General features: G+C 52.9%; 10 protein-coding genes. 4 read left to right on the forward strand and 6 right to left on the reverse strand.

What is annotated here, in order from left to right:
• Window positions 1-13 precede the first annotated feature (13 nt).
• The 6 genes from ACOQPU_RS07945 to folK all read right to left on the reverse strand — a co-directional run bounded on the left by ACOQPU_RS07945 (window position 14) and on the right by folK (window position 7,159).
• Window positions 14-2,398: a 3-hydroxyacyl-CoA dehydrogenase/enoyl-CoA hydratase family protein gene (locus ACOQPU_RS07945; RefSeq protein WP_420644589.1), complete on the reverse strand. Its 2,385-nt coding sequence runs from the start codon at window positions 2,396-2,398 to the stop codon at window positions 14-16.
• 174 nt (window positions 2,399-2,572) lie between these two features.
• Window positions 2,573-3,853, reverse strand: coding sequence for an acyl-CoA dehydrogenase family protein (locus ACOQPU_RS07950; protein WP_420644590.1), 1,281 nt, complete (start codon window positions 3,851-3,853; stop codon window positions 2,573-2,575).
• Window positions 3,854-3,940: 87 nt separating this feature from the next.
• Window positions 3,941-5,032 carry an acyl-CoA dehydrogenase family protein gene (locus ACOQPU_RS07955; protein ID WP_420644591.1) on the reverse strand — a complete coding sequence of 364 codons (1,092 nt, stop codon included), beginning with the start codon at window positions 5,030-5,032 and terminating at the stop codon, window positions 3,941-3,943.
• Between the two features lie 89 nt (window positions 5,033-5,121).
• Window positions 5,122-5,985: a dihydropteroate synthase gene (gene folP, locus ACOQPU_RS07960; protein ID WP_420644592.1), complete on the reverse strand. Its 864-nt coding sequence runs from the start codon at window positions 5,983-5,985 to the stop codon at window positions 5,122-5,124.
• Window positions 5,982-6,590: a TetR/AcrR family transcriptional regulator gene (locus ACOQPU_RS07965; protein WP_420644593.1), complete on the reverse strand. Its 609-nt coding sequence runs from the start codon at window positions 6,588-6,590 to the stop codon at window positions 5,982-5,984. Before ACOQPU_RS07965 ends, folP begins: the two co-directional genes overlap by 4 nt.
• Before the next feature lie 65 nt (window positions 6,591-6,655).
• Window positions 6,656-7,159, reverse strand: a complete 504-nt coding sequence (gene folK, locus ACOQPU_RS07970; protein ID WP_420644594.1) for a 2-amino-4-hydroxy-6-hydroxymethyldihydropteridine diphosphokinase — start codon at window positions 7,157-7,159, stop codon at window positions 6,656-6,658.
• Between the two features lie 224 nt (window positions 7,160-7,383).
• On the opposite strand from folK, the gene ACOQPU_RS07975 reads away from it, so the two are divergent.
• The 4 genes from ACOQPU_RS07975 (at window position 7,384) to ACOQPU_RS07990 (ending at window position 12,212) form a co-directional block, all read left to right on the forward strand.
• Window positions 7,384-8,622: a peptidoglycan DD-metalloendopeptidase family protein gene (locus ACOQPU_RS07975; protein ID WP_420644595.1), complete on the forward strand. Its 1,239-nt coding sequence runs from the start codon at window positions 7,384-7,386 to the stop codon at window positions 8,620-8,622.
• Window positions 8,623-8,704: 82 nt separating this feature from the next.
• Window positions 8,705-9,373, forward strand: a complete 669-nt coding sequence (locus ACOQPU_RS07980; protein ID WP_420644596.1) for a DUF4956 domain-containing protein — start codon at window positions 8,705-8,707, stop codon at window positions 9,371-9,373.
• A 12-nt stretch (window positions 9,374-9,385) separates the two neighbouring features.
• Window positions 9,386-10,057 carry a VTC domain-containing protein gene (locus ACOQPU_RS07985; RefSeq protein ID WP_420644597.1) on the forward strand — a complete coding sequence of 224 codons (672 nt, stop codon included), beginning with the start codon at window positions 9,386-9,388 and terminating at the stop codon, window positions 10,055-10,057.
• 7 nt (window positions 10,058-10,064) lie between these two features.
• Window positions 10,065-12,212 (forward strand): hypothetical protein, encoded by a 2,148-nt coding sequence (locus ACOQPU_RS07990; RefSeq protein WP_420644598.1) that lies wholly within the window; start codon window positions 10,065-10,067, stop codon window positions 12,210-12,212.
• Window positions 12,213-12,217 lie beyond the last annotated feature (5 nt).

Below are 12,217 nucleotides of genomic sequence, written 5' to 3' on the forward strand. Positions count from 1 at the left end.
ATTTGTCTCCTTTTTAGTTCCGCAACGGTTTTCCGGTTGTCAGCATGTGGGTCATGCGCTCGCGGGTTTTCTCTTCACCCAGCAAGGAGAGGAACGCTTCTCGCTCCAAATCCAAAATGTACCAAGGGTCAACCCAGGTTCCGGTGCTAAGATCGCCGCCCGTGAGTACGTGCGCCAGCTTATTACTGATTACCTGATCGTGTTCGCTGGCGTAGTTACCCCAGACGAATCCCTGCACCCCCAGCTTGAGCGCATACAGGGCATCACGCCCGGCTGCATAGATTTTCTCTGCTTCTGGTGGTGGTGCGCCAATGGCCACAAGCTGCAAGGCACGCGCTTTGGCCTGCGCTAGGCGATGGTCGGCATTCATCACAATCATGTCGCTGTCGCGCAAATAGCCCAGCTCTTTGTTTTGCCAGGCAGATTCGCCTACTTTGGCAGTAGCAACCTGGGTGAAAACATCTTGCAAAACGGGCAACACATCTGCGTTGGCGGTTTTCATGACGGGGTTGATGCGATGGCGCAGCAGCTCTTTACAGCCGCCACCTGCCGGAATCAGACCCACGCCGACTTCCACCAAACCCATGTAGCTTTCATGCGCAGCGACGGTTTCCCAACCAGCCAGTGCCATTTCCACACCGCCGCCAAGAGCCATGCCCTGAACGGCCGTTACCACCGGTTTCGGCGCATGTTGCAGGTTAAAGGTCAGCGATTGCAGGCCGTGAATCATCTTGTTCAGGTCGTCCCACATGCCGCTGGCCGCCGCCACGCCGACGGCAAACAGGTTGGCACCGACGCAGAAGTTGTCGGCATCATTACCAATGACCATCGCATCAAAATCACTGTCCAGTCGAGCCAACGCCTCATGCCCTAGGGCAATGATCTGGTCGTCGATGGCGTTCATTTTGGCGTGGAACTCAAACAGCAGCACGCCATCGCCCATGTCCAGCAGGCTGGCGCTGTCGTTGCGGGTCACCTCTTTGCCTGCCTCGTGCAGCCCGGCTACAGTGATATTTTTCTCGTCAATGGGCACGGGGCTGTACTGCTTGGTTTGGAAGTCGTAGAAACGGCCGTCCTTATAAAAACTCTCATGCCCGCTACTAACCATCTCCTTCACCCAGTCTGCCACCTCATGTCCCGCCGCCTCCATCTTCTCGATGGTTTCGGCCACGCCCAGCATATCCCAAATCTCGAAGGGGCCCGCTTCGTGGGCAAAGCCCCAGCGGTTAGCGTTGTCCACATCCACAATAGAGTATGCTATTTCTGGCGTGACGTAAGCGGCATAGGCCAGCATGGTGTAGGTGGTGTCGCGCACAAAGTTGGCAGCGCGGTCATCAAATTCCAGCAGTTTCCGCAGCCGCTCGCCCAACTCTTCAATCTTGCGAACCGCGCCTACCGAGTCAAAACGGGCTTTGGGCGGATTGAAATATTCCAGCGTGTTGGGGTTGATGGTGTGAAATTCCCGATTGCCATTTACCATGACCTTTTTGTAGAAGCCCTGACCCGTTTTATTGCCCAGCCATTTGTTGGCCGCCATTTTTTCGTTCAGCGTCGTGCTTTTTTCCCCCTTCAAAATGTCGCGGTACGGGTCATGAGGGATGGCGGGGTAAAGGTTACTGTTGACGTGCATCATCACGTCTAGCCCCACCAGATCGGTCAGGCGGAAGGTGGCGGTTTTGGGATGCCCCACCAGCGGCCCGGTGATGGTGTCCACTTCGGTGATGCTGTAACCGTTTTCCAGAGCGTACTCAGCCAGATAAGAGCCCACGATGGCGATGAAACGGTTGGCAATGAAGTTGGGCGTATCTTTGCAAACAACCACGCCTTTGCCCAGAGTTTCCCTACCAAACTGGACCATGAAATCCACAACTTCTGGAGCCGTGTCTGGTGTGGGAATGACTTCCAGCAGCTTAAGGTAGCGCGGCGGGTTGAAAAAGTGAGTTCCCAGAAAATGCGCCTTGAATTCGTCGGAACGGCCGTCTGCAATCTGATTGATCGGAATACCGGACGTGTTGCTGCTGATGATGCTGCCCGGTTTCCGCACCGCCTCGATACGTTCCATCAGTGCCTGCTTCGGCGCAAGCTGCTCAATAATGACCTCCACAATCCAGTCACAATCGGCGAGCAGCTCAAAATCATCTTCCAAATTGCCCAGTGTGATGAGGTCGCCCCGATCTTTCCGTGCCAAGTTAGCGGGACGCGCCTTGGCCATGCGATCATACAAACTTTGCACAATGCGGTTTCGCGCTTTGGGATCGTTCTTTTCGGCCTCGCTGAGATTGGGTGGAACCATGTCTAGCAGCACCACGGGGATGCCAATGTTGGCTAAATGCGCCGCAATGCCGCCCCCCATTGTCCCGGCCCCGATTACGGCCGCTTTTCGTATCGAATATGTCATCTGTTAACTTCTCCTAAATCTGATTAGCCACAGAGAACACAGAGATTTTGGAGAATTCTAAGAGCTTATCTGTGTAATCTGCGAAATCTGTGTTTGGTTTGGCATTATAAATCAGTTCACGGCAAGTGAAGCACGTCAGCCTCAAGCTGATCATTGGCTACCGATTACTGACCCTTACTTTAACTCCCGCCGCGAATAGCCCAAAATGCTCCGGGCAATAATGAGCTGGTTAATTTGCTTTGTGCCTTCGTAGATGTCGTTGATTTTGGCATCACGCATCCACTTTTCAGCCAGCCATTCACGAGAGTACCCCATTGGGCCAAGCAGTTCGACCGCCTTCTGGGTGATCCAGGTGACGGCTTCACCCGCTCGGAATTTACACATGCTAGCGGCCAGCCGATTGCTCTCGCCATGTGCCATCATGCCCACAGCGCGGAGGGTGAGCAGCCACGCCCCTTTGTGCCGCGCTTCCATTTCCATCAGATCACGCTCAACGGCCGTAAGCTCATGCTGCGATTTGGTGTAATCCAGCACAATACCTTCTTCCGCCAGCTTGTCGCGGGTAAATTCCAAAGCAGCGCGGGCAATGCCCACAGCACTCGCAGCCACAGCCGGACGTGAGGCGTCAAATGTCTTCATAGCGCCCTTGAAGCCCTTGTTGGCGGCAGGCTGCTTGGCATCAAGCGTGCCCAGCATATTGTCAAATGGCAGCCGCACGTTGTCAAAGTGCAGAGAAACGGTGTCACTGGCCCGGATGCCCAACTTATGCTCTTGCTTGGCGATAGAAACGCCAGGGGTGTTGCCTTCAACCACAAACGATTTAATGCCAGCGCGTCCGGCCGTCGGATCAATTGTGGCCCAAACGACGCACAGCCCGTCAGATTCTTCCAACGCCAATTTGCCATTGGTGATGAAGATTTTCTCGCCGTTCAAAATCCATTCGTTGGTGTCTGGATCGAGTACGGCCGTTGTCCGCATAGAGCTATTATCTGAGCCAGCCCCCGGCTCAGTGATGGCCATTGCCCCCCACTTCGGCTCGCCTTCAGTGAACTTCTTCAGGAAGCGTAGCTGCTGCTCTGGCGTGCCAGCCGCCTGCACAGCCGATCCACCCAACATGGGGTGCGGCAGGCAGAGGTATTGGCCCGTATCCCCCCAGCTCATCTCTTCCACCATCATGATAAAACCAAGAATGGAAAAGTCGGGGCCTTTAGGTTTTGAATGGCCATTGCTACCATTGCGGCCATTGCCGTTACCGCTCAATTTCTTTTCAATGCTGCGCAGCGATGATTTCATCATCTGCTGGGCAAAGGGCCAGGTCATATTTACAAATGCTTCTGGCCGCTGATGTTCATGTTCGTCCAGCTCCCGCGAATACGGCCGCATCGCCTGCTCGGCCACCATCTTGGTCATCTGGCTCTGGTTCAAAATCATCTCGGGTATTTCAAAACTAATCATGAGTAGCTCCATTTACGATTTTCGATTTTGGATTTACGATTCAGCGCAACGCCAAATAATCGTCAATCGGAAATCGTCAATCGAAAATTAAACAATAGCCAATCCATCAAACGAGGTAAACCCACGCGCATTGCGCAGCCAAAGCTCTACGGGATATTCGCGGATGTAGCCGTAGCCCCCCAGAATCTGGAGGGCGCGGTCCGCTACCTGAACCACGATGTTGTCAACACGCTGCTTCATCAGCGTTGCTTCGCGGGTCACGTCTTCACCACGATCCATCTGCCAGGCAGTTTCCCACACCAGCAAGCGGGCTTCGTCAATATCTGTAGCCATATCGGCCAGCATAAAGGCGATGGATTGTTTATGGGCAATCGGTTCGCCAAACTGCACGCGCTGCTTGGCGTAGTCCAGCGCATACTCGTAACCAGCGCGAGCCACGCCCACAGCAGCAGCTCCCAACGCCACGCGGCTGTGATTGAGCAACAAGCTAAAGTTGATGCCTTCTTCCCCGCCCAATTTATTCTCGGCGGGGACGCGACAGTCTGCCAAAGTCACCATGCTGGTGGGCAATCCTTTGATGCCCATGAGCTTGGCCTTCTTGTCAATCGTCAACCCAGCACTGTCTGCTGGTACAAGGAAGGCCTGCGTTTGGCCACCTTCGTTGGCGTAGACCAAAATGAGTTCGGCCGTTTCGGCCAGCGGCACGGCCGTTTTCGACCCATTTAGCACATAGTCATCCCCATCACGAACGGCCGTTGTCTTGAGATTGTACGGATTAAACTTCACAACTGGCTCGGTCATAGCAGCTGTCATAGCGGGCATTTTGTCTTCGCAAAACTGCGGCAGGTACGCTTCTTTTTGCGCCTCGGTGCCAGCCAACATCACTGGTATGGCCACCAGGTTGGGCACCATTACGTTGAGCGCGATGGCCAAATCCCCCCAGGCCAGCTCCTCACTAGCCAGCACGCCCGTCAGTGCCGTGTATTCACCAAAGCCGCCGTACGCTTCTGGCAATCCGGTGGGCAAAATACCCAGCTCCCACCCTGCCTGCACCACCTCTGGCGGAATACGGCCGTCCTCTTCTGCATCCCGAAACACTTTCCGCATCCGCTCAATGGCGTAGCGGGCAATCGCATCGGTCAGCATCTTCTGTTCTGCATCCAAACGAAAATCTAACATAGTTCTTGCTCCCTTTCTGGGGGAGATTGGAGATTGGTTAATTAGAGATTGAGATGCCAAAGCAGCTCCCAATCCCCAATCTCCAATCTCTAATCCCCAATCTCTTTGCTTCTAACAAGCGCGTCTGTCATCTTTGCCAGCCGCGCAATTGATTTCACATCATGCACACGCACCACATCTGCCCCCCGCTCGATGCCAATGGCGACGGTGGCGGCCGTACCTTCAAGCCGTTCCGCCGGTGGTAAATTGAGCGTGTAGCCAATAAACGATTTGCGCGATGTGCCTAATAAAATTGGAAAGCCCAACGCTTTGAATTGATCCAACTGGTTCACAATCTGCAAATTTTGGACCACCGTTTTGCCAAAGCCCACGCCCGGATCAAGAATAATGTTGCGCTCTTTCACGCCAGCCTTTAATGCTATTTCGACGCTTTCAGCCAATTCATTCTTAATGTCGCTAACGAGGTCATCATATTGAACGCCAACGTAACGGCCGCCCAGCCGCTCTTCCTGAGCCACATCCTTCGGTTTGCTGCGGTTGTGCATCAGCACAACGGGACAGTTAGCCTCAGCCACTACCTGCGCCATCTCTGAATCCATTCGCAGCCCCCAAACATCGTTTACCCAGCTAGCTCCGGCCGCCAGAGCGGCTTTAGCTACATTTGCCCGGTACGTGTCTATAGAGATGGGTAGGGAAACGGCCGTCTTCACCGCTTCAATGACAGGAATCACCCGCTCCAACTCATCTGCCTCAGAAACGGGCGTGCTGCCCGGGCGCGTACTTTCGCCACCAATGTCAATAATGTCTGCCCCATCGGCAGCAAATTGCTTGGCCAGGGCAACGGCTGCGACTATCACATCCTCATGCCGCAGCACGCCATCGCCAGAAAAACTGTCTGGCGTGACGTTCAAAATGCCCATTACGTACGTGCGCTTACCCCAAGCAAACATCATTTATTCCGAAGGCCATTCAAATAAATATCAGTCACCTCTGCGCCCAGCTTCTCTGGTGCAACGGTACTGATGGAAACGCCCAGCTCAAACAGCGCGGCAAAACCCATAATGGTGGCACTCATCATGCGGGCGGCGATGGCGGGGTTAACTGAGCGCATGACGCCAGACTCAATTAAGGCGGTCAGCCGCTGCTCGGTGGCGGCAATAATGCGATGCAGTGCTTCCTGCACGTAATATTCATGCACATCGGCATTCAGGCGGGATTCATACAAAAAGAGCATGAACAGCCGCCGCTCACGTCCGCGCCGGAAGCGGTTGACCATTAGCTGTGCCAACATGTCCTCAAATGTTTCTCCCTGCACCGATTCAATATCCGCAGCAACTTCGTCGGCATACGCTTTGGCCACGCCGATGAGCAGCTCTCGCTTGGTGGCAAAGTAATTGAACAATGTGCCTTCAGACAGATCGGCCACTTCGGCAATTTCTCTGGTTGTTGCTTTCTCGTATCCTTTGTGGCTAAACACGTGGGCGGCTGCGTCTAACAGCTGCGCCTTGCGAGCGGCAATGCGGCGTTCGCGGCGGGTTGTGGTTTCAGTTTCTAGCATAAGTTTTTCTTTTTGAGCCATCACTCAAAAAATGAGTAACGACTTATTTTCAAGACAAAAAAATATTAGCCAGCAGGTTCAAGAGGGACAGCTGGAAGATACGGCCGTATGCCCTCATCACTCACCTTTGCGGCCAAAGTGGCGATTGTCTCCCCCAACACCGGATGCACAAACTCAGGCGCGATGTCTGCTAACGGCCGTAACACAAAAGCGCGTTCCGGCAGGTGCGGATGCGGAATACTCAACCGTTCGGTTTCAATAATCTCATTGGCGTAAAAAAGCAGATCAATGTCGATTAGACGAGGCCCCCACCGCTTGGCTGGCTCTCTCCCCAGTTCAATCTCTAGATTTTTGATAAAAGTCAGGAGGTCATTGGGCGACAAATTGGTCTGAGCGGCAAGGCAGAGGTTTAAGAAATCGGGCTGGTCGGTTACCCCCCACGGCGGCGTTTGGTAGATAGGCGAAACGGCCGTAATCGCCAACTCCTCACTCAGTCCGCCTATTGCGGCCTGTAAATTAGCGGTACGGTCACCTAAATTTGTGCCTAATCCTAGATAAATCGTCTGCATGGATTGTGGTTAAGCCCGTTTGTTAATCCTGTTTGGTCAAATTGACCAAATGATGCCCTGCGTCATATGGCAAAATTTATAACACAGCGCGTCATTCATGTCAATAATCTTTCTATGGTTCAACATAGGTAAAACTTATCGTTACTGACTGGTCAGAGACCATTTCCGTGAGAAATTGAACCTTTGCCATGGCAAGCAGCAACAGCCACTGTAAAATAGTGGCCATGCGTAAAAGATGGCTTGTTTACTTGCTTTGTTTGTTCACTTTGGGACTAACCCAGACATTAACCCAAGCCCAACCTAATAACGCCTTCCCTCTGCTGGTACAATCCGGCGACAATTGGGCAGCACTCGCCGTTCGTTTTCAAACGGATGAGGCTCTCTTACGCCAGCTAAATCCGCATCCAAACCCCCAGCGGCAGCCAACCATCGGCACAGAACTAATTTTGCCAGAAACGGCCGTTCCCCAAACAGGCAGCCTTATACGACCGTTTGGCACTTTGTTGGCAACGGCCGCGCAGCACCAGACCTCCCCCTGGCTATTGGCACTACGCAACAACCACACGTCGCCACATCGTCCAGCATTACACCAGCTACTGTTCATCCCAAACAGCACTACTACGCCGCGCGATTTACCAGCAGGATTTACCAGCCTGGAACTGTCGCAGACGGTTGGCAAGCCAGGGCAAGCCGTTGGGCTGCGGGCAGTTTTGGATTCTGAGCAGCCAGTGACGGCCGTTTTAGGCAATAATGAGATAGGTGTCTTTGCAAATGGCCGCTTCCTCGTAGGATTAACCGGCACTGGGGCATTTTTTGGCACTCAGCAGCCAAGTTTACAAATTCAGGTAGCAAGTGCCCCTCTGTGGGAACAGCCTTGGCAGTTTCGTGATTCAGACAGTTGGACATTCCAGCAATTGACACTCACGGGAACGGCCGCGCAAATCGATCAGCAATCTATTGCCGAAGAGCGTGAGCGGCTCTTTGCCATTTGGGAGAAGGACAGCGATACGCCCCAATGGAACACCCCCTTCCAACTGCCCATCGACAATTTTCTGGAAATTAGTTCCGATTATGGAGCACGACGATCATACAATGGTGGCCCCTACCGCACCTACCATGAAGGCGTTGATTTTGCGGCATACGGCGGCACGCCGGTGCTGGCTCCGGCTGGAGGCACCGCAGTTGTGGCCGAATTTTTGTACGTGCGGGGTGGTGCTGTCATCATCGACCATGGGCTGGGCATTTACAGCGGCTATTATCATTTGTCCAGCATAGCCATCGCGCCAGGCGATGTGGTTACGCCGGGGCAACTTCTGGGCGAAGTTGGCACGACTGGGCTATCCACAGGCAATCATTTGCATTGGGATTTACTTGTTGATGCTATTTGGGTTGATGCACAGGCTTGGATTGAACAGGGCATGAGCTGTTGGATTTTGGCTGGGCTGAACGGAGCTTGCAATTAAATTTTCTGCTGGTAAACCAATTGTCGAGAGAGTAATGAATGATATACTTCTCCAACCATCTTAAGAAACATGGAAAACTGTTATGGACGATGTTCTAAATCTAACGGCCCCCGATCTTCGGCTAGATACTTTGGCGATCAATCTATTGCTAGCCATTGTACTGGCTAGCTTTGCTGCTTGGTTTTACGTCCACTTTGGCCGCTCTTTATCCAATCGCTCTCGTTTTGCAAACAACCTACCGCCGCTGGCGGTCACGACCGTTCTCATCATTTCTGTTGTTCAATCCTCGCTGGCCCTATCATTGGGCTTAGTCGGTGCACTTTCAATCGTTCGTTTCCGCACGGCCATCAAGGAGCCGGAGGAGCTGGTTTTTCTCTTTCTGGCTATCGCCATTGGCTTGGGTATTGGGGCAAACCATCGCTTACCAACAACAATGGCTGTTGCCATTATCCTGGCTTACTTGTATCTGCGCCTCCAAATAACTGTTCGTAACCAAAAAAGCAACCTCTACATCAATATTGCGGTTGATGATACAGAGGCCACGTTTGCCGATCTCAAGAAAATTGTGCAGCAATTTACAGAGATGGCTGAACTACGTCGGCTGGATGCAGCATCGGGAAGCATTAATGTTGCCTGGATGCTGCAAGTGCAGTCGGTAGACGATCTTGCGCCCCTCATTGCGGCTGTCCAGGCGCGTTATCCTGGTGCCGAACTCAGCTTTGTCGAACAAACCAATATGTTGACCGCTTGAGCAAATTGACGTATGGATCCCTTGCGTTATGAACTGAAACTGGTGGCTCCTGTTGTGGCTTTGCCCTCTTTATGCGTATTGTTACGCAGCCATCCTGAATGTTTTCGTCAACATTACCCACCACGACAGGTTAACTCCATCTATTTTGATACCTCTGACCTTCAGAGCTATCAGGCCAATTTAATTGGCAATGCCTGGCGTAATAAGCTGCGTTTGCGCTGGTATGGTGTAGCGAACGGCCGTACTCTGGCCCGCCTAGAACTCAAGCATAAAAATAACATGCTAGGGTACAAATCCGTTGTCCGGCTCACGGAGCCTATTGAACTGACGCAGACCTGGGATAAGCTCCAAAGGCACCTTCGGCGTCTAACCCCGCAAGCCTGGCATATTCCCCTCCGGGAAGCAACGCAACCGACATTGCTTACCAAATATTTTCGTGAATACTTTATTTCGGCTGATGGGGTAATCCGTGTTACGCTGGATTATAAGTTAAAGGCGTACGATCAACGCTTGTCCCGTTCGCCGAACCTAAGATATGCGTTGCCTGCCACAAACCAGATGGTTGTAGAGATAAAAGCGCCAGCGGCCGCTGCCGAACGCCTTGAAGAAGCTGTCACTTATCTCCCCTTTAAGCGGGTACGTCATTCCAAATATGTCAATGGCCTTCGTGCCTTTTTATCTTAAGAGGCATATGCTTAAGTCGCTTGAGCGCTTCCTCCCCGCCCTGATTCTTGTTTTGTCTCTGCTCTTAGCTTTCATGTGGCGGCCACTGTTGACCGATGCTGCTTATGGTTTACTCGGCTACGCGACACAAGTGCAAAACATGCAGAGCGTTTCTCTTACTAATTTAGTCACATCCCCCCCTCTTTCACCCCTATGGGCCTTGGTTTTAGCCCTCGTCAATAATGCCTGGCTAGCCGCCCTGTTGGGGGCAGCCGGCTGGACTGCTGCCAGCCTACAGTTTAGGCAGGTACTTACAAGTTTAGAGTATCCCTGGCTAGCCACGTTAGGTGCCTTACTTTTGGTCCTGAATCCGATTCAGTTTAGCAGCTTAGGGTTGCCGCTTGGCTGGCTCTTAGCTCTGGCCTTCAGGGTGGTTTCTGAGCGTTCGCGTCCGCTTTGGCACAATTTACTATCGTTTCTGTTTATGTTTCTCATTTGGCCGGACTGGTCGCTGGTTGTATTAGCGTTGGGCTGGGTCGTTAGACGTCACCCAAAACGATGGGTTTGGCTTTTAGCAGCCGCCAGTTCAGTAACCATTGTACTCTTCCGGTCGTCAGAATTGGCTTGGCCGACGTGGGGTGATTGGGTCGCCGTGAACGGCCGTATTTTTTACGAGAGTCAACTTTATTGGGTGGCTGTACCGTTGCTGCTTTGGGGATTGATCACGATTTTTAAGCAGCCCACAGCACACACACCTCTATGGCTATGGCTGGCCTGGGCAGCGTTGGCATTACTTACTGATCCTTTATTGGGCCAAGCTGTTTTAGCCGTCGCTGCAATTTGGTTGGTTTTACTGGGCTTACAGGAAGCAATTGAGTGGCAGCAACGCCAGACCATCCTGACGATTGCCGTCCCAGCAGACAAGATTTTGACGGCAGCAGTGGGCAGCCTGTTGGTCGCCGCCTTCACAATGTCTTTGTTTATGCGCTATCGATTGCGCCCCTGGCAGCAGCATCAAGCCGAAGCCGAGATCGCTACCTGGTTTACCGCACAGAAGATTGACCCACAGACAATTGCTGGCTCCAACCATTTGGGTTGGCTATTAAACAGCCAGTCCGTGACTTGGGCAGAGGAAGAGACAGTGGGCGGCTATGGTATGGTTTTGGCAGCGGCACAGCCTGAATGGATTGTGAGCGAACCCACGTTGGCCTGGCAGCAGCTTTCCAACAGCAACTGGTTCAAGAGCTGGTATGACGCAGTTTATGAAACAACCAATGAGGAACGGCCGTTAACCCTTTGGCAAAAAAGTGGCCCGCTCGATGATAGGATACCCATCCAGCCTATAGCCGTCACGACACCGCTCAATCTTGCCGTCACGGGCTACCGCTATGATCCCCTGATTATGGAACCTGGGGGTACGCTGACAGTCTCCCTGATCATGGAGGCCACTGGATCAGTCGCTCCTTTCAATACCGTTATCAACATTACCCACCCTGCGGAAGGAACACCTTACGCTCAGGTGGATGTCATTGCGCCAGATAATATCTCTGCTGATTGGTGGCAAGCAGGACAATCATTGTCGCTGGAACGTTCGCTGACTGTGGTGCCTGAGATTCCCGTAGGCGCTTACCCTGTGACACTTATCCTGCGCGAGACGATTGGCAGCGAACCGCTGGCACTCTACCGGGATGGCGATACGAATCCTCTGGACCGAATTGTGTTGGGCTATGTCGCTATTCCGTGGTCAGGCGAACCATCGGGAACGGTGCTAAACGCTGCTTTTGACGATGGCATACGTCTTTATTCGGCCAATCTGGAAGGGCGCGTTTCCCCTGGGGAGCAGCTGCTGGTTACGCTTTTCTGGCAAACTGAACAGACACCAACGCAAAACTACACGGTTTTTGTCCATCTAGTTGATGAAGCGGGCAATTGGGTGGCAGGTTCTGACAGCGTGCCCTTTAACGGCCGTTACCCAACTCAGGGTTGGCATCCAGGGAGTACGATCCCTCACGAACATCACCTAGACCTTCCCCCTGATCTACCGCCGGGCACTTACTTTTTACAAACCGGGGTTTACTTACCCGCAACTGGTGAGCGTCTTTTGGTGACCACTGAAGCTGGCGAGCAACCGCCAAATCGCGGGCTGCTATTGCAAACGTTTGAGATCGAGCCGTAGCTGCA

Source organism: Candidatus Leptofilum sp. (assembly GCF_965223285.1).
Classification (GTDB): Bacteria; Chloroflexota; Anaerolineae; order Promineifilales; family Promineifilaceae; genus Leptofilum.

What these genes read in the sequence shown, in the direction of transcription:
- ACOQPU_RS07955 (WP_420644591.1), bottom strand. Translation starts at nt 5,032, where the DNA reads ATGTTAGATTTTCGTTTGGATGCAGAACAGAAGATGCTGACCGATGCG.
- ACOQPU_RS07985 (WP_420644597.1), top strand. Translation starts at nt 9,386, where the DNA reads ATGGATCCCTTGCGTTATGAACTGAAACTGGTGGCTCCTGTTGTGGCT.
- ACOQPU_RS07975 (WP_420644595.1), top strand. Translation starts at nt 7,384, where the DNA reads ATGCGTAAAAGATGGCTTGTTTACTTGCTTTGTTTGTTCACTTTGGGA.
- ACOQPU_RS07990 (WP_420644598.1), top strand. Translation starts at nt 10,065, where the DNA reads ATGCTTAAGTCGCTTGAGCGCTTCCTCCCCGCCCTGATTCTTGTTTTG.
- folK (WP_420644594.1), bottom strand. Translation starts at nt 7,159, where the DNA reads ATGCAGACGATTTATCTAGGATTAGGCACAAATTTAGGTGACCGTACC.
- folP (WP_420644592.1), bottom strand. Translation starts at nt 5,985, where the DNA reads ATGATGTTTGCTTGGGGTAAGCGCACGTACGTAATGGGCATTTTGAAC.
- ACOQPU_RS07965 (WP_420644593.1), bottom strand. Translation starts at nt 6,590, where the DNA reads ATGCTAGAAACTGAAACCACAACCCGCCGCGAACGCCGCATTGCCGCT.
- ACOQPU_RS07945 (WP_420644589.1), bottom strand. Translation starts at nt 2,398, where the DNA reads ATGACATATTCGATACGAAAAGCGGCCGTAATCGGGGCCGGGACAATG.
- ACOQPU_RS07980 (WP_420644596.1), top strand. Translation starts at nt 8,705, where the DNA reads ATGGACGATGTTCTAAATCTAACGGCCCCCGATCTTCGGCTAGATACT.
- ACOQPU_RS07950 (WP_420644590.1), bottom strand. Translation starts at nt 3,853, where the DNA reads ATGATTAGTTTTGAAATACCCGAGATGATTTTGAACCAGAGCCAGATG.